A 21,419-nucleotide genomic window follows, 5' to 3' on the forward strand; every position below is an offset into this window, starting at 1 on the left:
CACGCCGTGCCCGTCTTCCCCGCCTTTGCCCTCAGCATGCTGGATCGCCTCCTGTCATGGCGCCCGCCGACTCTCCGACCACCGGGAGCCGGGCGGCTGAGCCATCTGCGGTGGCTATATGCCCCCAAGGCCGATGCCGTCGGCTTTGCGCTGCGCACGACCGCCGCCGCCATCCTGTCGCTGATCCTGGCGATGTGGATGGAACTGGACGACCCGCAATGGGCGCCGATGACCGTGTGGATCGTCGCGCAGGGATCGCGCGGCGAAAGCCTGTCGAAGGCGCGATGGCGTCTGGTGGGCACGGCCATCGGCGCTATTTCCGCCGTCGCGCTGGTGGCGGCCTTTCCACAGGCGCCGTGGCTGTTCTTTCCGGCGATCGGCATATGGATCGGGTTATGTTGCAGCGTGGCCACGCTGGTGCGCAACTTCCGCTCCTACGCGCTGGTTCTGTCGGGCTATACCTGCGCCATCATCGCGCTGGATGCCGTACGCGACCCGAACGACGTGTTCATGATCGCGATGTCGCGCTCGACCTACATCGTGCTGGGCATCGCGTGCGAAAGTCTGATCGCCGGCCTGCTGTCCCATAATCTGGCCGATACCGCGCGCCGCAATATTCGCGAGAAGCTGCTCTCGGCCCTGACCAGTTCCTCCAACGCCATTGCCGACCTGCTGGCCGGCAACGAGGAAGCCTTCGTCCGTTCGCGCGCCCTGTTCGGCACCATCCTGACGATCAACGACCAGATCGAGTTCAGCGAGATCGAGATGGGGCCGCACGGGCATGAGGGCGATCATGCGCGCGCGGCCCTGGCCACGGTGTCGGTGCTGCTGTCGCGCGGGCTGGGCATGACCGCGCGCCTGCGCGCGCTGGGTACGGCCCACGCGGGCTTTACCGAAACGTCGCTGCTGGTGCGCACCTATCTTCAGGGCCTGCCGCCTCGCCTGAAACAGGACGAGGACCTGCCGGAGGTGCTGGCCGACCTGCGCGCGCTGCGCGGTGTCTGCCGCCAGCAGATCGTCAATGCGCTGACCGAGGAAAGCAGCGGCCAGCACCCGCCCGACAGCCCCGAGATCCAGTCGCTGCTGGACGGGCGCATCCTGCACAGCGCGCTGGAGGAACTGCTGGCGGAACTCCAGCAGGCGCTGGAGGAATTCGATGCCAGCCACCGCGTCATCCGGGGAGACCGTTTCCACTTCCGCCTGAAAGCGCATCGCGACCTCAAGGAGGCGGCCCATAACGGCATTCGCGCCGCCGTCGCGATTACCGCGGCGGGACTGATCTGGGAAATCACGGCCTGGCCGAGCGGCCTGGCCTTCATCATCATGGTCGCCCTGACCTGCGGCCTGTTCGCCACCCGCGAAAACCCGGTCCTGGGCACCATGAACTTCCTGCTTGGCGCGGTGTGGGCGGTCGGGGTCTCGTTCGTCCTGGTCATGCTGATCCTGCCGCGTCCGGCGGATTTCGAGGTTCTGGCGGCCTGCCTGGCACTGCCGATGTTCGCCGGCGGGCTGGCTACCCGCAATCCGGCCACCGCCGGGGCCGCCGCGTCCTATACCCTCTTCCTTTCCAACCTGATCGGCCCGTCGAACCAGGGCCGGCTGAACGAGATCGCGTATTTCAATTCCTCGCTCTCGCTGCTGGCCAGCATCGGGTTCTCCGTGCTGATCTTCCGCACCATCCTGCCTTTCAGCAGTCGGGCCGAGCGCCTGCGCATGCGCGAACATAATCTGTACGACCTGCACCATCTGGCGTCGGCGATGCCCATTCCGCAGACCCATGACTGGATCGGGCTGAACACCGACCGCTTCGCCCGGCTGATCCGCCATGCCGGCCCCACCCCGACACCGACGATCGAAGCCTATCTGCAAGGTACGCTCTCGGTCATGACGATCGGGCTGAACATCATCCGCGTGCGCACCGTCCTGGCCCGCGACCAGCTTCCGCTCCGGGCGCACCGCCCGCTGCTGCTTGTCCTGCGCCGGATGGCGCAATTCACCGGTAAGCACGGCCGCACGGCGCAGGCGGCCCGCCTTGCCGTCGCCAGCCTGCGCGGCATCGAGGCCAGGGAACCCAATATCGGTGCCCGCATCGAACTGACCCGCGCCATTGCCTATCTGCTGGTCATTTCGAACGAACTGGACGCCAATGCGACGTTTCTCGATACGTCGTCGTCCTATCGTCCGCCCACCTAGACCTGTCCGCCCGGCGTGCCGCCTTTTCCTGCCGGCACAAAACAGGCAACACTGACCGGATCGAGCCAGACCGAGTACCCCGATCATGATCCCGTCCCTGCCCCCCACGCCCGCCCGTCATGCCCTGCGCGGCCGCGCCGTCACCTTCGGCGCCGATCCGTTCATGGACGATCCGGCGCGGGCGCTGGTGTATGAAGCCGACGCCCTGATCCTGATCGAGGATGGGCGCATCACGCGGTTCGGCGCCTTCGACGCACTGCGCGACACGCTGCCACCCGACACCCCGGTCACGCATTGGCGCGAGGGCATCATTTCGGCCGGGTTCGTCGATACCCATGTCCATTATCCGCAACTGCCGATGATCGCGGCCTATGGCGAACAGCTTCTGGAATGGCTGGAGCGCTATACGTTCCCCACCGAAGCCCGTTATGCCGACCCGGATTACGCATCCGACGTGGCGCGTCGTTTCCTGCGCGAACTGCTGCGCGCCGGCACCACCAGCGCCGCCGTGTACTGCACGGTCCACCCCCAGTCGGTCGATGCGTTCTTTACCGAGTCGGCACGCCTGAATACCCGCATGGTCGCGGGCAAGGTACTGATGGACCGTAACGCGCCCGCCAACCTGCGCGACACGCCCCAGCGTGGCTATGACGAATCTCTTGCCCTGATCGACCGCTGGCACCAGCACGGGCGGCAACTCTATGCCGTCACCCCGCGCTTCGCCGCCACCAGCACCGAAGAACAGCTCGACCTCGCGGGGAGCCTGCTGCGCCAGCGCGAAGGGCTGTTCATGCAGACCCACCTGTCGGAAAACCTGGCGGAGGTCGAATGGATCCGCCACCTGTTTCCCAACCGCGCTTCCTATCTCGACGTCTATGCCCATGCCGGGCTGGTCGGGCCGCGCAGCGTGCTGGGCCATGGGGTCCATGTCGATGAGGGCACGTTCCATACCTGTCACGCGGCCGGATGCGCGCTGGCGCATTGCCCGACCTCGAACCTGTTCCTGGGCAGCGGCGCCTTTCGCCTGTTCGACGCGCTTGACCCGCGCCGGCCGGTGCGCGTGGGCCTGGGCACCGATATCGGTGCTGGCACCAGCCTGTCGCAATTGCAGACGCTGAACGAAGCCTACAAGGTCGCGCAATCGACCGGCCGGCGCCTGCACCCGGCCCAGGCCTTCTGGCTGGCGACGGCCGGCGGCGCCCGCGCGCTGTATCTGGACGACCGCATCGGCACCATCGCCCCTGGCATGGAAGCCGACCTGTGCGTGCTCGACCCGCGCGCCACGCCGCTGATGGCCCAGCGCGCCGAACAGTGCGAAACGATCGAGGACCTGCTGTTCGTGCTGATGATGCTGGGCGATGACCGCAGCGTTCGCGCGACCTACGTGGCCGGTGCGCTGGTCCACGATCGGGACGCCGATGACAGCGGGATGCCCTGAGAGCATGACGTAAATATGCGCTGGTGGGCGAGAACAGCCTTCAAATCCGCGCCTGACGATCGGGGATCGAAACCATGAGTGCTCGTCAATGAGAGTTTCGACCCGCGCCGGATCTGAACGCGGAGATGTCATGGCGTCCAGGACAAAAGATCTCTTCGCCGCGTATATGATCGCGACTTTCGTAACGACCTTCGTGCTCGTCCTGTCCAGATTTCCGGCGGATTTCAGCCACTCCGTCGGCGCTTATTTATATGGCATCGTGTTTCTTGTTCTTTTCGTCGTCATCGCCATCTCTGCCGCGATATCATGCGCCGCAGCGCTTTGCGTTGTGAAGACGATAGAGCGGGGCCGGATGCCCGCTTTCGTGTCTGGAAGCTTTCTTTTGGGGCGGCCTGGGATCGCTGATGATTTTTGCGTCTTTGCCCACCGCCGCATTGGCGGGCGTGCCTGAACCGGGCTTTTTTCCGGCGTATCGTTCGGCCCTTCTTTTCAACGGACGTGTTTTTGCAGCGGCGGGCGCGACCGGCGCGATGGTTTTCTGGTTTATTGTCACGCGCTTGCGTCAGAAGAACCGGCCGACGCAGCCATTAACATATTTTTTAATGACTCATATTCGTACATTAATTGATTTTCAGGTAAAGATGGAATGAAGAGCATTTTTACACGTCATTATTGATGATTCCGCGCGATATGCGCAGAGCCCGCAAGATCTGGGCGGCTGGTGTCTCGATTGAATACGCATCCGAGGCCCCCGGCACCCGAGAGGCAATTTCATTTACATAAAAAAACGATATGTTAGGCTGACCGGCATAAACTTTCAGGATCGTTGTGTTGGAACCATTCCCTGACATGGCCTGGGAAGCCATTTGCAGGTGACGGGAACATGATGCCTTCCATGAAAGGTCATGAGAATACATAAAGGATGCGATATTTTATGCCGGGACATTTAGAACGCCGTCCATGGAACAGCTTGTCCGCGCGCATTGTTCTGATATGCGGGCTCGCCTTCATCGCCATACAGGTCGTGGCCATGACGATATCGGCATGGATGATGAAGTCCCAGGTTGAAAAAAGCGTTTTTTCCGAAGCGACCTCCCGCAGCCAGATCCTGGTCGACCAGATCACCCGGCGCCTGCTGGACCTGAACGATATCGCGCGCGCCAACAAGGTGGCCATTGAAGCAAGCCACAAGGCCGGAACGGCCAGCCGGGCCGAAATCGTCAGCCTGCTTCGCGAGACGGAGATCCGGTCCCCCAACCTCTATGCCGTGTGGATGGAGGAAATCCCCGGCGGGTTCGACGGGCAGAAGGCACTCAATGCGCCGGGGGTGAACAGCCATGGCATCCTCAATCCCTATTATGTCCGCAAACCCGACGGATCGATCGATTTCAACGCCGTCGACGAGCATTACAGCCAGGGCTGGTTCACCCAGCCGATGGCCAGCGGCGAGCCCATTCTGACGGAGCCCTATATCGACGAAGGCAGCGGCGTGGAGATGATCTCGTTTTCCTATCCGCTGGTGTTCGACGGCAGGAAGATCGGCGTGACCGGGATCGATACTCCCCTGGACTGGATCGTCACCCTGCTCGGCTCGTCCGACGTCTTCGGCAGCAAGAACATTTCGCTTCTGTCCCAGGACATGGTCTGGATTTCACACCCCGACAAGAAGCGCCTGCTCCAGCCCTACACGGACGACGGAAAGGCCGAGCTGTCGCAGGCGATTTCCAGCCGCAAGGTCCGGATCATCCGTGGTTTTCATGACGGGGAGCTGGAGCGGGTGATGGTTCCTTTCCAGATCCCCGGCTTCAGCAATGTCTGGACCCTCGTCGTCGACATCCCCCGTGCCGCGCTGGATGCGCCGGTGACGAACAACATCGTCGCCCTGCTGATTTCGGGCGTGCTGCTGATGATCCTTTCCGTTCTCGTCGTCTATTTCATCTCGCGAAAACTGATCAGGGAGCCGTTCCGCAACCTGCTGGCGGCGGTTTCCGATCTGACCCTGGGCCAATATGACCGGGCGGTTCCCGGCACCGGGCGCGGCGACGAAATCGGCAGGGTCGCCCAGGGCCTGGAAGGCTTTCGCAAGACGCTCCTGAGAGGCCGGGAGGCGGAAGCCCATGCGACGGAAGCCCGAACCCAGCATGAGGCGCTTCAGCGGAAGACGCGGCAGGAAGAAGAAACCAAGATCCGCAATATCAACAACGTCATCAGGACCATGGGAGACGGGCTCGACAACCTGGCCAGGGGCGATCTCTCCTGCCAGATCAACACCGCCCTGCCGCCCGAATTCGAGCCCCTGCGACAGAATTTCAACCAGTCGGTACGCCAGCTCGCCGAGGCGCTGTCCGACATCGCCGGCATGGGCCGCAGCATCAGCAAGAACACCGCGCAGCTTGCGACCGAAGCCGAAACCCTGGCCAAGCGGACGGAGCAGCAGGCCGCCTCGCTGGAGCAGACGGCGGCAGCGGTCAACGAGATTACCGAAAGCGTCAGCGAATCCGTCCAGCAGATCGGCACCGCGCAGAAGATCGGCGTGCAGGCCCGTGGTTCCGCCAGCAGTTCGTCCGACCTCATGCAGCAGACACAGACGGCCATGGCGCGGATCGAGGACAACTCGAAACAGATCGTCGCCATCATCGAGACGATCGACATCATCGCCTTCCAGACCAATATCCTGGCGCTCAACGCCGCCGTCGAGGCCGCCCGGGCCGGCGATGCGGGCAAGGGCTTCGCCGTCGTCGCCAGCGAGGTCCGGGCCCTGTCGCAGCGTTGCGCCCAGGCGGCCAAGGAGATCGGCACCCTGCTCAGGACCACGACATCGGACATCAAGACCGGCTCGAAACGCGTGACCGAAACCGGCAAGTCGCTTCAGGACATCTCCCGCTTCATCGCCGAGATCAGCGATAATCTGAACCAGATCCTGACAGCCGGGCAGGAACAATCCGCCACCCTGACCCAGATCAACATCACGGTCAGCGACATGGACCAGGTGACGCAGCGCAATGCCACCGTGGCCGAACATTCCCACGCCGCCGCGCGCCGCCTGGCGGGCGAGACGGACAGGATGACCCAGCTTGTCGGCCGCTTCCATCTTCCGGACAGCACGAATCTCGTCCAATACCGGCCCCGGAACAAGGCACGATGACACCCTGACAGATTGGATGACAGATTGGATCGAGCCCGCCCCCACGCATGACGCGCCCAACGGGGCGGGCGATCATTCTCGCCTGCAAGTTTATAAGAATTGATTGGAAATTTTTGCAGATGAGCGATACATTATATTAGTATTCAAAAAGAAATTATAACTCTGTCGAGCTACGCAGACGGATTTTGCAGATCAAATGAACAGAGCGCCCGCCTGAGGATTACGCGCCGCCTCTATCTCGCGCACGAACATAAAATATACTCTATTTCTTTTTTGAAACCCTATAATTTAAATACCCTCCCAAAAGACCTACCGCGGATCCGATCAGCATAATGGACGAAAATATAATTTCAGCCGGTCTTCCATCATGTAAATGAATGAAGACAACAAGGGAAAATACGAATATTGTATTTGTTGTTATTAATATTCTCTCCGACTTTTTTGCAGGACGCATCCCCTGACTCCACAAAAATGCTCTTTCCACTCATAAGCGAACACATAAATAACAAATCTTCAGAGCAGCAGAAAGAAACCGGTGACATTATTTTAGAAAAAGCCATTTTTTATGAAAACACCAGGGAAAAATTCTCGATGCAGGCCGCGTAAATTTACCATAGCCGTTTAAGCTTATCCCTGTCGCCCCCATGGCTACCGTCATCCAACCTGATGTTTTTCTTGGTGATCGGTTTCGTCGCATACGGTCTTTTTCATGGGAAAATCGCGTGTTGGCGTGCGATACGAACTCGTGCATAATGTTATATCATAACTCAATGGCGAGATGCGCGTATGTCACTTGCAAAATCCTATCTGATGCTGTCGGGTGCGATCCTGTCGCTTCTGGCGGGCTCCGTCAGTGCCCGCGCGGACGAGGGCATGTGGACGTTCGACCACCTTCCGAAAGCTGCTTTGCAGAAGAACTATGGATTTCAGCCCGATGCGGCATGGATCCAGCACGTCGTGCAATCGTCCGCCCGGTTGGCCGAAGGCTGTTCGGCCTCGTTCGTCTCGGCGGACGGGCTGGTCATGACCAATCACCATTGTGCCAATTCATGCCTGTCCGCCCTGTCGGACAAGACGCATGATTATTTCCGTGACGGGTTCCACACGCAGTCGCTCGCCGAGGAACGTCAGTGCCCCGGCATGGAACTCGACCGGCTGGACGGCATCACCGACGTGTCGTCCCAGGTCGCGCAGGCGACGAAGGGGCGGCAGGGTGCGGCCTATAACGCCGCCGTGCAGGAAGTCGAAAGCCGGTTGACCAAGGCGTGCGCCGCCGGCGACGCCGAACATTGGCGCTGCGACATGGTGGCCCTCTATCATGGCGGACAGACGGCGCTCTATCGCTATCGCCGCTACAAGGATGTACGGGTGGTGATGGCGCCCGAGCAGGATATCGCGTTCTTCGGTGGCGACCCCGACAATTTCAATTATCCGCGCTATGATATCGACCTGTCGATGCTGCGGGTGTACGAGGATGGCAAGCCGGTCCACACACCCTTCCTGCAATTCGACCCCAAAGGCCCCAAGGCCGGAGACCTCGTCTTCACCTCGGGCAATCCGGGCCGCACCCAGCGCGGCCTGCCCGCGGCGGCCCTGGCCTTCCAGCGCGATATCGCCAATCCGGCCATTATCGACATATTCTCGGTGCGCGAAGGCATGCTCTGGCAATATGCGCGCGAAAGCGCCGAACATGCACGGCAGGCCGAGGATACGCTGTTCGGCGTGCAGAACGCGCTGAAATCCTATTCCGGCACCGAAGCCGCCCTGCGATCGAGCGATATCGTCGCCCAACGGGCGAAAGAGGATGCGGCCCTGCAAGCCTGGATCGACGCGGACCCGGCGCGGCGCGCCGAATATGGACAGCCTTTCGCGGTCGTGGACAAGGCGATCGGCGTGCAGAAGGACCTGTTCGCCCGCAATCTCGCGCTGCATATGGCCCTGCATGGTCTGGCCGGTGACGCCATGACGCTGGTCGAAGGCGCCCGCGAACGCGCAAAACCCGATGCCAAACGGCATGCCGGCTATCACGACGCACAACTTGGCGAAATCGAAACGGAGCTTGCCGCCAGCGAGCCTGTCTATCCGGAACTGGAAACCGCGTCCCTCGCCCTGGCATTGACGAGCCTGCGCCAGATCCTGGGCGCGGACGATCCGCTGGTCCGCACCGCGCTGGGGAACGACAGCCCGGATGCCGTGGCGGCGCGACTGGTGAAGGAGACCCGGCTGGCGGACCCTGCCATACGCACCGCATTGTGGCATGGCGGCCAGGCGGCGATCGACAAGGCGACCGATCCGATGGTCATCTTCGCCCGGACGCTCTTCCCCGCCTATGACGCGCTGCGCGAGCGTATGCTCAACGAGGTATCGGCACCGTTGCACAAGGCCGAGGGGGACATCGCCCGCGCCCGCTTCGCGCAGGCACAGGCGGCGGGGCGGCTCGATGCGATCTATCCCGATGCCACCTTCTCGCCGCGCCTTTCCTTCGGCACGGTGCAGGGCTGGCGGCAGGACGGCGCGGATATTCCGCCCTTTACCGACTTCGCCGGCATGTATCGCCATGCCACCGGCAGCGAGCCTTTCGCCCTGCCCAAACGCTGGCTGGACGCGAAGGCCCGGCTGGACCTGTCCACCCATCTCGATTTCGTCTCGACCAACGATATCGTGGGCGGCAATTCCGGCTCGCCGGTGCTTGACCGTCAGGGCCATGCGGTCGGGCTGATCTTCGACGGCAACCTGCCCAGCCTGGCCGGCGATCTGTATTACGACATCGGCAGCAACCGCGCGGTTTCGACCGACACCAGCGCCATCATCGCCGCGCTGCGCACGGTCTACGCCGAACCCGCGCTGGCCGACGAACTGGTGCGCGGCCACCGCTGACGGGCCGCGCCTTAACCGGAAGGCCGCGTCGTGGCATGCCCTTTCTCCCGGTGCATGGTCATGGACCGGCCTTCCCCTCTTTGCCGTGGTGGCATAGGACGAATGCGCCTTGCCTCCCTCGGGCAACACCGCCCCATCGCGGCGGCGTCTTCCTATCAGACGGTTTTTCCAGAAAGCCCGCCGCCATGCCTGCTTACAGCGACGATACCGAGATCAACGATATCGTATCGGCGTTTCTGAGCGGCACCCTGCCGAAGGCGAAATGGACGCACGCGGCCCATTTCGCCGTCGCCCTGTGGCTGCTGCGCCATCGGCCGGAATGGGCGGAACTGCCGATCATGCGCGGCCTGATCCGTGCCTATAACGAGGCCAGCGGCACGGCCAATACGCTCTCAAGCGGCTATCACGAAACGATCACCATCGCCTCGATGCGGGCGGCAAGGGCTTTCCTCGCACATTATCCGGCGGAAACACCGCTCTGCATTATCCTGGATGCCCTGATGGCGGGGGCGCCCGGCCGGAGCGACTGGCTGCTCGGGCACTGGACGCGGGAGACATTGTTTGGCCCCGAAGCACGATCACACTGGGTCGAACCCGACAGGGCCGCGCTGACGGTCTGACGACCCGGCCAGGATCAGAGCACACCATGCGGGTTTCCACCCTGGCTCCCGAAGGTTACGGGACGCACTGATCGAGCAGCGCCTCCAGTTTCGGGCGCTGGAGCGAATCAATCGACCGGCCGACATACAGGCGCGCCCTCTGCCGGATGACATCGATCACGCGCTGGCTCATCTCCTGCGCGCTGCCTTCCGCAAGCAGGCTGGCAATGGCGATCCGCCGCTCGACCGCATGTCGCACGATCTTGAAGGCGATGGCATTCACGATGGATTCGAACTCCATCCGGCCGAAACGGGACTCGCACGCCGAAAGCTGGCTCATCGCATCCAGATAGAGTCGGACGACCAGGCTCCCGCCCGTGCGGTGAAAATGCTGGCGGTGCCAGCTTCGCGCCCAGGTATGTTCGCGCTCGGCGGCCAGATGCTCGCGCATGTTCGCGCAGACATGGCCGGCCGGGCAGTGATAGGTCCACGCCGCCAGCCACGCGCTGACGAAATCGGGATAGCTGTGGCGATACCACGCGATCGCGGCACCGTTGGCCCTGGTCGTGAAGCGGAAGGATTTCTGGCCGTCGACGCCGTAGAGAATCGACATCGTGCCGCTGCTCTCCGGGTCGCGGCCGAGAACCAGGATATGGCCCGGATCGCCCCCGTGCATATGACGCTGCACGGTGAAGAGATCCAGCAGCGACTCGTCCTCGACCGACCGGGCCGCATGCGCCTTCACGTAGCTCATGAACAGCGGGTTGCGCACGCCCGTCAGGCCCAGCGGGCAGAAATCGAACCCCCACCAGCGCGACATCTTGACCAGATGAAAGGCCAGTTCATTGCGCAGTTCGGTCAGGCGCAGTGGACCCTCGCCATTCTGGCACACCGCCTGGACCGTCTGGAACCGGCTGACCAGCCCGTTGATCTGCCCGGCAAATCCGCGGCCGGGATCGAAATAATCCACCAGCAGTGGCGGTTGTGAGTGCGTGAGGTGCCAGGAGGCGTCGCAACCGATTGTCTCGCTCATCGTCAACAGCTTCCCGTCAGGAGGCGAAAAGAGAACAGCGGCACCAAACAGCGCAAGCGCGCCCTCGGTGCCGCCGGAGTTTCCACGGGACGGGGTTGGGAAATCGACGGTCGGGCAACTGCCGGATGTCCCGTGGCCTCCGATCATTATTGCGACCGCATCGCAATTGCAATACGAAGAATGAAGACCTCCTTACACCTCGCCGGGAGCGGAGCCTTCATGATCGTCTGTTCGTGCAATGCGCTGTCCCATACGGACATCGAATCCGCCATCCGCGCGGGCGCGTCGCGCCCCGCCGAAATCCATGCCGCGCGGCAATGCCGCGCGCAGTGCGGCAACTGTGTTCCGGGAATGCTCTGCCTGCTGCGCAACGCGCTGAAGGCCGCCACTCTGGAAGGGCTGCCCAACGCGGATGCGCAACGGCAGCACGCCGGCCACGCCTGAGAATCCGACCGAAAACGCGCTGGCGGTCATCCAGCGTGGACCGTTCCGGGCCGAAAGCCCGGCCGGCTTTGTGCCAGCCGGATTACCGGCCTTTTTTCTTCTTGCGGCGGCCGTAGAGTTCCAGACGGGTCGTCGCGACCTCGTAGCCCATCCTGGCAGCGATTTCCGCCAGCAGAGCTTTCAGCTCGTCGTCGTCGAATTCCATGACGGTACCGGTATCGACATCGATCAGGTGGAAATGGTCCCCATGATCGGTCGTCTCGTACCGCGCTCGGCCCCCGCCGAAATCGCGACGCCGCAGGATGCCCTTCTCCTCGAACAGCCGCACCGTCCGGTACACTGTCGCGATGGAGATATGCGGATCGACCGCCGTGGCCCGGCGATAGAGTTCCTCAACATCGGGATGATCGTCGGATTCGGACAGGACATGCGCGATCGTACGCCGCTGCCCGGTCAGTTTCATGCCCTTCTCGCGGCACATCGCGGCGATCGGGGAGTCCAGCCTGTCGTCTGTTTTCATTGCCTCCCCAGCATAGCCTGATCCGACGAATCGCGTCCAATGGATTGGCACGGCGCCTGGATGGGGCGGACATCATCACGATGTGAGCATTTCATGTTTGCAAATGATAATCGTTCTCATATAGTGCCGTGACACAGCAACAGATCGGCGGCGTCGCCGGCCAGGAGTGCCCAATGAGCCACGCACGGCATTACGTGAACGACCTCTCCTGCAGCGAGAAGCTGGCCATCTGGATGATCCGATGCATCACGCGGCGCGAGGTGCCCGCCTGCACGGGCGCATCGTCCCGCCCGGTGGCCCGGAGCCTGTTCATGGTGGGGTTCCACGCCGACCTCGAAGGAGTCGTGGAGGCGTTTCGCGCCGCGATGAGCCGGATGGCTGGACTGCGCATGGACCGTCTGGACGTGGGCATGCCCGGCACGATGATGCTGACTGCCACCGAAGAGGGCTTTCTGGACGCAACGTCGGCGGCACAGAACGGAAACGAGGCTGCGGTCCGTGCGGCATTGCGGCGGGTCTTTCCGCATCATTATGTGCAGTCGCGCTTCGCCGCCGCCGTCACGGTGCTGGCCGCGTGCCTGGCCGGCGCGGGGCACTGGCTGCCCAGCCGCCGCCCCTCCCCCGCTACCCAGCCGCCCCGCCTGATCGAAATGCAAACCGATGAGGCCGATGCGCTCCGGCGACAGGGTACGGATACCGCCGCCTTGGTCGCCATGGCACGCTGGCAGGAACTGGATATGGGAATGAGCCACCATCACTGGCCGCATCCGGAAAATCTCGGCCTCGTCCATTAGCCGCCGGGTCTGTCGATGGCCGGGCACCCGCGATTGGCCGCTCGCCCTCCCCCTGTTTTGTCATGGGTGTCCTGCCATCTTGTAGATGCAAACGCGAGGCAGCCGCATCTATTATTATAAAGGGATAAGGCAGGAGGCCGGGCAGAAAACCTCCAAGGGAGCCGACACGGCAGTGATCGGAAATAATCATGACCCATCCGCAAACATCCATGAACGCTCTTTCACGCAGCGAACGGCTGGCGGTGCATGTGATGCGCCATTTCATGCCTGGCGGCCCGGTGGGCGGCCTGTCGCGCGACGAGACGATGGCACGCCTGCCGCTCTCGCTGCTGTCGGAGGATTATCCGTATCTCGCCCGGATGTTGGCCGATGCCGCGGCCATGATGCCGCCCGGCGCGCTGGGGCTGGCCGGAATCATGCCGTTCCAGGCGCCTGTGGTCACCACGGTCGAACATCATCTGCTCGACGCCATCGAGATCGCGCAAAATGGTCGTGTCACCGATCTCAGAAGGGCGTTGCGTCCCCTCTTCCCGGAAGGGGATATTCCCGATCGGTTGATGGCCGCATTGGCCATGCTGGGGGCCTGCCTCGCCGGTGCGGGCTATATCCTGCCCCGCCGGAATACCGGCGGGGCAGACCGCCAATGGTGGCATGAACCGGTTTCCGTGGCCGACTGGCTGCGCGAGGTGACGGAAAACGAGATCCCGTCGCTGGGCGCCGTCCTGGCGCGCCCGGTGGATGAGCCGCCGATACGAGCCATTTAGCAGGCTGCTGCACAGTCGGGCTCCAACATTGGCGCGGCGTGTCGGAGCCTGACCCCAAAATGCGCCCTGGTGGCGATCCGGCGTGTGTTTCCTGCGCTTCGGTGCGCACGGCCATCAAGGCTGCGCTGCTCCGCTGCTCGGAAACACACGCCGGACGCGGCCCTGACGGGCCGCTCTCGCTCACCAGACCGCATTTTCTCAGGTGAGGAGCGTATATCCGTTCCGCCCGGCAGCCTTCGTCTTGTAGAGCGCGAGATCGGCGCGCCGGAGAATGTCCTTGATGCCTTGCCGCCCCGATCCGGACAACGTGGCGCCGATGCTGGCCGTGACCGCGGCCCCCACCTCCGGCAGGTCGTAGGGCAATGCCAGTTCATGCCGGACCTGCATGCAGAGCGCCTCCAGGTCCGACACCGTCTGCACGTCGGGTATGAAGGCCACGAACTCGTCTCCGCCATAGCGGGCGACCAGACCATGAACATCCCGAAGGATCACGATCAGGCGCCGGGAGAAAACCCGCAGTACGTCGTCCCCCGTAGCATGTCCATATGTATCGTTGATCCGCTTGAAATGGTCGAGATCGACGATCAGCAGCGCGCCCGCTGCGGAGAGTCTCATATGCGCCTCGACCGCCGGTTCGAACGTGCGCCGGTTCATGGCCAGTGTCAGTTCGTCATGCGACGATGCCTGCCGCAACCGATCCTGCACGAAGAGCATCCGCCGCAGAGAACGCCGGTTTTCATCGACCGATACATTGGCGGGCAGGACCGTGAGGACAAGCGACACGAGATAGGTCTGTATTCCCACCTCGCGCAGAATGACGTCGTGACCTGAAAAGAGCGCGATAGGCCCCATCCCCCGCCGCGTGAACGCCGTCGCGCAGACCGCCACGAGAAAGACGGTTCCCGATGTCCATACCGGGCTCGCGCGAAAACCGACGATGGTCAGGAGAGGATAGCTGAACAGCAGCAGCGGTGAACGTCCCCATACGAAACTGGCGATCGAAACCGCCAGGCACAGGAGCGAGAGCACCATCGACCGGCCCCGCCGGTACTCGTTGTCCCCGCGCACATTGCGGATCAGATGGATGATGACCGGTGTTGCGAGGATCAGGCCGAGCGCGTCGCACGCAACCCATTGGATCCAGTCCCGGAGCAACGGGGCCGGATCGCCCATGATGAAACGGTCGCCCAGGACGCCGAAGCCGGCCTCGATCGCGGATGCCGCAACGGCAATGATCGAAAAGCAGAGGAAACGCGGCAGGCGCGCCAGATCGGTCCGGGCACCGCAGAACTGCCGCGTCAAAGGGGCCGCTATCGCGACCTGCATGATATTCAGCAGACTGGCCTGAACCGCCTCGCCGTTCGCCCATCCCGCCCCATAGTTGGCGCACAGATTGATCGCACAGCAGCCGGCCATCACAGCCAGGCTACGCCGTTCCGGCAGAATCAGCAGAGCGACCAGCATTACCGCGTTGGCAGGCCAGAAAGCCGAGAACCCGTCATTATCCTCGGTGAGGAAACGGGTGATCACGACGAGACCGCCAAACAGCAGAAGAAAAAGCAGGATCAAGCCGCGCCCGCGCGGCTGCTCGGCCGGCCGGAACGGGCGCCAAGTTCGCGACGATTGGACGATTTGGGTCCACGGACGCGCGGGTCCTACCATTCAACACGGCTCCTGCCGGCACACTCCGTCTCGGCCGTCGAGCGGTTGAGAGGTCAATGGCTATCTTGCGCGGAATATAAACCTGAAGCGCCGGCGACTCCATACGTTATCGTTATGACAGGCGGTAGATATCGCGTCATGCTCTGCCTGCCGCCGCCTGCGGTCTCCCTCTCTTCCGCACCGGCCCTTGGGTGCCGCCTCAGGCCCGCGCCGACGTAACGCTGCCGAGATAGTCGATTACGCGCGTAAAACCGCTTTCGGCCCCGATGACACAGCGGTCCGGGTCCAGCCCGGCGCGATCAATCGCCTCCTGAAAAGCCGACCAGGAGCGCCCGCGGCCCGCCGGATCGGGTTGCAGGTGACGGGCGCCGAACGAGGCGCCGAAGCCCAGCTTTTCGGCCAGGCGCGTCAGAATGCCGGCCCCCAGCTTCGATCCTTCGGCCACATACAGCCACCCCATTGCCTCCGACGGATCATGGGCGACAGGGCGTTCCGTCGCTTCAGGGGTGGGAATATCCAGGTCCGCCATATCTTCGACCAACTGTGCAAACCGGTTTCGTGCGGGCAGATCGGGCACGATGCGTGCAAGAGCTGGATCGCCATAGAGTACGTTCAGGTCTCGATGGAACCGATATTGGACCAGCACGAAATTTTGATACCCCGGCCGATCCGAGAACATGCCGGCTGTCATGATGGCATGGTCCAGCTGCTCATGAATGGCGTGCGTATGCGCCTTGAGTTGTGATGACAGGGGTGAGGTCAGGATCGGGTCGCTCACGATAGGAATCCTTCGATTATTTCCATTCATGTCAGACAGCGCAAACAGACAGAATGTAACGAATGATTTGCGGATTGTTTCGTCTGTTTCCAGCCAAGCCCATTTCATCAGACAATTGTTGATTGCCTGATCTTTTGCCTTTTATGCAAATGAGAATCAAGCGCATTTTATGTTGACAAGCAGAACACCGCCCCCGCATTAGATGCGAACAATTCTCATTTATGGAGCACGCGGTGATAAGGCGGCAAAAAAAACGGCATCGCACGATTCTCTGTCATATACTGGCGACATCCGCACTGACCTGCGGATATGCATCCATGGATTTCGCCCGTGCCGCGACTGATGCGCCGGCAACCGATGCACTCACCGCCAGGAAGGCGGCGCCCGGCAGCGCCACTGCCCCCAGTCAGCAACCCGCGAACGCAACCGGCGCGCGTCCCGCTGCCCCTGCGATCAACCTCCGGCCGGTGAAAGTCTCAGGGCGTGCCGATGTGATCGATTCCATGAAATTCGATCCCGATGCAGACCACAGCAGCACCGGCAAGCCGGCCGTACTGACGACCACCACGACCTACAAGGTGTTTCGCGATCGCCAGATCGACAATCTGGAAGATTACGCACGTCGCGTCGATGCCGCCGTCAATTACAGTGCCGGTAATGCCAGCATCAATATCCGTGGCCTCGACCAGAACCGCATTCTGACGACGATCGACGGGGTGCGCACGAGTTGGGCCAATGACGGTGCCTATACCGGCACCTACAATACAGCCCAGGGCGGCGTCAGCGCCTTCGACTTCAATTCCCTCGGTGCGATCGACGTTGTTAAAAGCGCCGATTCCAGCTTTTTCGGGACGGGATCGCTTGGCGGCGTCGTTGCGCTGCGCACGCTGGACCCGGAAGATATTCTCAAGCCGGGCAAGAGTTTCGGCGGGCTGACCAAGACCACATATGATGGATCGAGCGAAAGCGCCTACCTTAACCAGACGTTCGCCGCCCGCTACGGCGATACGCTCTTTCTGCTGGAAGGCGGTTATCAGAACGGCAGCCAGACCGGCAACATGGGCCGGATCGGGGGCAGCGGGCGCGCGCGGACCAGAAGCAACCCGGCCTCCTACGATCAGGGCAGTTTTCTGGGCAAGATCCGGCATTACTTCGCGGGCGGCCACCGGGTGGGGCTGACGGGAGAATGGTTCGACCGCAATTATGACGAACACACCATGACATCGGAGACCAGCGCGGGGCAGCATTACCGCACAGGCAGCGAGAACAAGCGTGCCCGCGTCTCGGCCAATTACGACTACAAGGCGGAAAGTCCGACCGCCCTGTTCAGCGAAGGGCATTTTCTGGCTTATTGGCAGGACACCAACACGATCACCGACATCCGCAACACGAACAGCCTCCGCCCCGCCGCCAATGCGCATGAAAATCTCAACCTGTCGGTGCAGTCCTACGGCATGACCGGCTCGGCGACAGCCAATCTCTTCACAGGTCCGCTGCATCACGCCATCACCTTCGGCGGCGAGGTCTATCTGACCGATACCAGCCAGCATGAAACCGGGCAGCGCGCCACGACAAGTGCCTACACGCACGATAATTATGCCGACATGCCGAAGGTCCATGGCACCGACCTGGGCGCGATCCTACAGGACCGCATCGGCATGGGCGTTGGCGAATGGTTCCATATCACGCCGGGTTTCCGCTTCGATTATTACCAGCGCGCCCCGCGGAACAGCGCCTTCTTCAGGAACAATCCCGGCTATGCCGGTCTGCCACGGGGCGCGCATGGCGGGCATTTCTCGCCCAAGGTGCTGATCGAGGCGCGCGTGGCCCACGACCTGACGCTTTACGGCCAGTATTCGCAGGCGTTCCGCGCCCCCTCGGCGACCGAAGCCTATCTCAATTACAGCACGCCGCCGATCTATCAGGTCGTCGGCAATCCCGATATCAAGCCGGAAACCAGCCGAGGCTGGGAAGTGGGCATGAAATACGGAAATTCCGAACGCGGCGCCAATGTCTCGTTCTATGATAATTACTATAAAAACTTCATAGACATGGTCGGCGTGAGCGGATGTAGTGGATATTATTACTGCTATGGCTACGCCAACCTGGGGCATGTGCGCATTTACGGGGTCGAGGCCAGTGCTCAATGGGCGTTCGACAAGCACTGGCAGGCATGGGGCTCGTTCGCCTATGCCGACGGCCGCAATACCGATCTGAACTACCACCTCAGTTCCGTTGCCCCGTTCCGTGGCATCATCGGCTTCGGCTACAAGGGCGAGAACTGGGGCACGAGCCTGTCCGCGACGTTTGCGACGGCACGGGACAACGCAAAATACCTGACGACTTCAGGCACACCGGTCAGCCAGTGGAAGACGCCGGGCTACGTGCTGTTCGATCTGACGGGCTGGTACAGCCCGACCTTCTACCGCCCCCTGCGCATTCAGACCGGCATGTACAATATCTTCGACAAGACCTATTACAACGCCGCCGCGCTGCCCTATGGCCAGTCCAGCAGCAGCCTGTCCGAACAATATTACAGCCAGCCGGGCCGCTCGTTCAAAGTCACCGCACGGATCGAATTCTGATCCTTCCGGCGGATCGCCCCCCATGTGAGACGCGCCGGCGACAAGCCGGCGCGTTTTTTCATGACCCGATGGCCACGGGCCGGATTGGCGATCCGGCCCGCGCGCATGGCCTTAGTAGGTGAAGCTGAGCTGCCCCATGAAGGTCCGGCCGGCGGAGGGCGTGGCGCGGTTTGAGAACAGGCTCTGGTAGTTCAGCCTGTTGGCCAGATTGTAACCGTTCATCGCGATCTTCCAGTGGTCGTTGAAATGATGCGAGAGGACGGCATCGAAATCCAGGTTGGCCGGTGCGCGCATCGTATTGGCCGCATCCAGCCAGACATGCTGGCGCCAGGTCAGGCCGCCGCCGAAGGCGATATTGTAGGGTTTGCTCGGGAACGCCTCGTAGACCGACCACAGCGTCGCCTGATTATGCGGCACATATTGCACCTGCCGGCCGCGATTGGCTGCCGTGGCGGAACTGGTCGTATCGCTGTCATAGAGGGCGTAGGTAGCACTGACGTTCCATCCACGCATGATCATGCCGCCGACAGACAGTTCCAGCCCCTGGTTGCGCTGGCGATCGGAGCTTCCGAGGATTTCGCCCGTGACCGGGTCAGCGTTCAGCGCATTGCCCTTTTCCAGCCGGAACAGAGACGCCGTGAAGCCGATCCGGTCATGGAAGGCGCTGTATTTCGCGCCGACTTCGTACAGATTGGCCTTTTCCGGGCTGGCGTAGGAATTGGTGCCCGGACGGATCGGCACCGAGCCGTTGGTGACATACATGCCCATCGGCGTCGTCGAGTTGGCCCAGGTGAAATAATAGGTCTGGTGCTCGTCGGGTGTCAGCACCAGGCTGACATTCGGGTTGAAGACGCTGCTGACATTGTGGAAGTGGACATCGGGAAACTTGGCGACGTTGCCCCCGGTCAGATTGTAGCTGGTCTGCCAGCGATCCCAGCGGAAGCCGCCTTTGACCGACAGCCACTTCGTGATCCAGATCTGATCGAAGAAGAACAGGCCGGTATCGAATCCGTAGCCGTTGCTGTGCGGCTTGGCGCCCAGGCTGCCCAGCGTGACCAGGCCGCCCGGATTGGCCTCGCCCGGCACGAGGTCGAGATTGCCGACATACGGATTGGGGTTGACCAGATTGGCGTAGGGCTTCGCCTTCAGATAGGTCGATTGCGAGCGCACGTCGTTGACGCGCTCGATATCGAAGCCGGCCACGATCTGGTGTTTCAGGAAACCGGTGTCGAAATCGGCGACCATGGAGCCGACATTCTGCACCGACCAGCTTGTCTGCTGGTAGGGCAGCGGCGCCATGTAGGTGCCCGGCCCCACGCCGTTGCCGGCGCCGACCGGGCCGGATCGCGCGACGAGGGCGGCGTTGGGGTTGCCCAGGAAGTAATTATTGACGCAGGTCTTGTCGCATGTCGCCTTCGACGCCGCGAAGGTGCGGTAATATTCGCCGCCGCGCAGATCGTCATAAAAGGTGATGTGCTTGTTCAGCCTGAAGGAGAAGCGCGCGGTCTCCATATTGTCGTTGGTGGCATTCTGGTCGTTGTTCGTACCATAGAAATTGGTACGGCGAATGCCGTATTCGGTAATCGGCGCACCGAAAGCCGCACCCGGCTTTTTGACGACCGGCACGCCGAAATCGGGGATCGAGTTTTCCTGCTGGTGCATATATTGCAGGATCAGCGTCGTGCGCCGGCCCAGCCCGAAGGCGATCGACGGGGCGATGCCCCAGCGATGGGAATAGAGAAAGTCGCGGCCGACGATATTGTTTTCGCTGCCCATGCCGGTGATGCGCAGGGCGGTGCTGCTGTCCAGCCGCTTGTTGAAATCGAGCGTGCCCCGATAATAGGAGCCCGAACCGCCGCTGAACTCGGCGGCGTAACGGTCGGTCAGGCCCGCCGTCTTGGTCTTCATGTTGATGGCGCCGCCGGTGGTGCCGTTGCCGAACACCTCGGACGACGGCCCCTTGATGACGGAAACCGTCTCCAGATTGAAGGCGTCGCGGCTATAAACACCGAAATCGCGCAGGCCGTCTTCGTAGATGTCGTTCTGCGCCTGGAAGCCCCGAATCAGGAACTGGTCGCCATTCATGCCGCCGGCGCCCTCGCCGATGGAGGACGTGACGCCCGGCACGTTGCGCAATGCCTCGTCCAGCGACTTGACGTTCTGCTGCTTCATCAGGGCCTGCGGCACGACGTTGATCTGCTGCGGCGTGTGCAGCACATCCTGCGGCATCCGCGACAGGCCGGTGGGCTCGTGCAGCGTGTTGAAGCCGTGGCCGACGACCGTCACCGTCTCCGGCGCGTGGCCGCCATCGGCCAGGACCTTGTCCGCGTCGGCATGCTTCGCCGTGCCGTCCGGCCGCGCGTCGCGTGTGGGCCGCTGGCCGTCGAGCCGTTCGTGCGCCCGGTGCGGATCGGTCGTCGGATCGGGCGTCGCGGCCTGAGCGGCCGAGGCCGCAAGGGCCAGTCCGGTCATGACGGGCAAAGGTTGAAGGCAACGACTGATAAAGCGGCTCATGGCACCCCGTTTCATTTCGATACAGTGAACGCGGAACCATTATCAATAATGAGAATTATTCGCAATTTAAATG

Annotated in this window: 16 protein-coding genes; 11 read left to right on the top strand and 5 right to left on the bottom strand. The window is 62.3% G+C overall.

The genetic code is table 11. The annotated features are described in order from the left end of the window. Nucleotides 1-6 precede the first annotated feature (6 nt). The 7 genes from HLH25_RS09555 (at nucleotide 7) to HLH25_RS09585 (ending at nucleotide 10,273) form a co-directional block, all read left to right on the top strand. The gene (locus HLH25_RS09555; protein WP_375271481.1) at nucleotides 7-2,193 is read left to right on the top strand and encodes an FUSC family protein; all 2,187 of its coding nucleotides are present in this window, start codon (nucleotides 7-9) and stop codon (nucleotides 2,191-2,193) included. 85 nt (nucleotides 2,194-2,278) lie between these two features. After that, nucleotides 2,279-3,631 carry a guanine deaminase gene (gene guaD, locus HLH25_RS09560; RefSeq protein WP_182973843.1) on the top strand — a complete coding sequence of 451 codons (1,353 nt, stop codon included), beginning with the start codon at nucleotides 2,279-2,281 and terminating at the stop codon, nucleotides 3,629-3,631. Nucleotides 3,632-3,761: 130 nt separating this feature from the next. Beyond that, the gene (locus HLH25_RS09565) at nucleotides 3,762-4,082 is read left to right on the top strand and encodes a hypothetical protein (RefSeq protein WP_220791759.1); all 321 of its coding nucleotides are present in this window, start codon (nucleotides 3,762-3,764) and stop codon (nucleotides 4,080-4,082) included. After that, nucleotides 4,051-4,281, top strand: coding sequence for a hypothetical protein (locus HLH25_RS09570; protein ID WP_182973845.1), 231 nt, complete (start codon nucleotides 4,051-4,053; stop codon nucleotides 4,279-4,281). The genes HLH25_RS09565 and HLH25_RS09570 overlap by 32 nt, the downstream gene beginning before the upstream one ends. 398 nt (nucleotides 4,282-4,679) lie before the next feature. Continuing rightward, the gene (locus HLH25_RS09575) at nucleotides 4,680-6,776 is read left to right on the top strand and encodes a methyl-accepting chemotaxis protein (RefSeq protein WP_220791760.1); all 2,097 of its coding nucleotides are present in this window, start codon (nucleotides 4,680-4,682) and stop codon (nucleotides 6,774-6,776) included. 786 nt (nucleotides 6,777-7,562) lie between these two features. Next, a complete protein-coding gene (locus tag HLH25_RS09580) occupies nucleotides 7,563-9,653 on the top strand; it encodes a S46 family peptidase (protein WP_182973847.1) in 2,091 nt (696 codons plus the stop codon). A gap of 185 nt (nucleotides 9,654-9,838) precedes the next feature. After that, the gene (locus HLH25_RS09585) at nucleotides 9,839-10,273 is read left to right on the top strand and encodes a response regulator (protein ID WP_182973848.1); all 435 of its coding nucleotides are present in this window, start codon (nucleotides 9,839-9,841) and stop codon (nucleotides 10,271-10,273) included. Between the two features lie 55 nt (nucleotides 10,274-10,328). Here the strand turns inward: HLH25_RS09585 and HLH25_RS09590 are convergent, their stop codons facing one another. Further along, entirely contained in the window at nucleotides 10,329-11,285 is a 957-nt protein-coding gene (locus HLH25_RS09590) for a hypothetical protein (protein WP_182973849.1), read from the bottom strand. Nucleotides 11,286-11,504: 219 nt separating this feature from the next. Between HLH25_RS09590 and HLH25_RS09595 the strand changes: the two genes are divergently transcribed. Further along, nucleotides 11,505-11,729, top strand: coding sequence for a (2Fe-2S)-binding protein (locus HLH25_RS09595; RefSeq protein WP_114727966.1), 225 nt, complete (start codon nucleotides 11,505-11,507; stop codon nucleotides 11,727-11,729). A gap of 82 nt (nucleotides 11,730-11,811) precedes the next feature. Here the strand turns inward: HLH25_RS09595 and HLH25_RS09600 are convergent, their stop codons facing one another. Then, nucleotides 11,812-12,249 carry a Fur family transcriptional regulator gene (locus HLH25_RS09600; RefSeq protein ID WP_114727965.1) on the bottom strand — a complete coding sequence of 146 codons (438 nt, stop codon included), beginning with the start codon at nucleotides 12,247-12,249 and terminating at the stop codon, nucleotides 11,812-11,814. 173 nt (nucleotides 12,250-12,422) lie between these two features. Between HLH25_RS09600 and HLH25_RS09605 the strand changes: the two genes are divergently transcribed. Then, nucleotides 12,423-13,043: a hypothetical protein gene (locus tag HLH25_RS09605; protein WP_182973850.1), complete on the top strand. Its 621-nt coding sequence runs from the start codon at nucleotides 12,423-12,425 to the stop codon at nucleotides 13,041-13,043. Nucleotides 13,044-13,231: 188 nt separating this feature from the next. Then, a complete protein-coding gene (locus HLH25_RS09610; RefSeq protein WP_182977190.1) occupies nucleotides 13,232-13,807 on the top strand; it encodes a hypothetical protein in 576 nt (191 codons plus the stop codon). Nucleotides 13,808-14,005: 198 nt separating this feature from the next. Here HLH25_RS09610 and HLH25_RS09615 read toward each other — a convergent pair whose 3' ends face one another. Then, entirely contained in the window at nucleotides 14,006-15,469 is a 1,464-nt protein-coding gene (locus HLH25_RS09615) for a GGDEF domain-containing protein (RefSeq protein ID WP_182973852.1), read from the bottom strand. 199 nt (nucleotides 15,470-15,668) lie between these two features. Then, a complete protein-coding gene (locus HLH25_RS09620; RefSeq protein ID WP_310888868.1) occupies nucleotides 15,669-16,247 on the bottom strand; it encodes a biliverdin-producing heme oxygenase in 579 nt (192 codons plus the stop codon). A 317-nt stretch (nucleotides 16,248-16,564) separates the two neighbouring features. On the opposite strand from HLH25_RS09620, the gene HLH25_RS09625 reads away from it, so the two are divergent. Then, a complete protein-coding gene (locus tag HLH25_RS09625; protein WP_182973854.1) occupies nucleotides 16,565-18,832 on the top strand; it encodes a TonB-dependent hemoglobin/transferrin/lactoferrin family receptor in 2,268 nt (755 codons plus the stop codon). 111 nt (nucleotides 18,833-18,943) lie between these two features. Here HLH25_RS09625 and HLH25_RS09630 read toward each other — a convergent pair whose 3' ends face one another. Next, complete coding sequence (locus tag HLH25_RS09630) at nucleotides 18,944-21,346, bottom strand: TonB-dependent receptor (RefSeq protein WP_246401885.1); 2,403 nt, start codon at nucleotides 21,344-21,346, stop codon at nucleotides 18,944-18,946. Nucleotides 21,347-21,419: the final 73 nt, after the last annotated feature.

The sequence above is a fragment of the Gluconacetobacter dulcium genome (assembly GCF_014174165.1).
Taxonomy (GTDB): domain Bacteria; phylum Pseudomonadota; class Alphaproteobacteria; order Acetobacterales; family Acetobacteraceae; genus Gluconacetobacter; species Gluconacetobacter dulcium.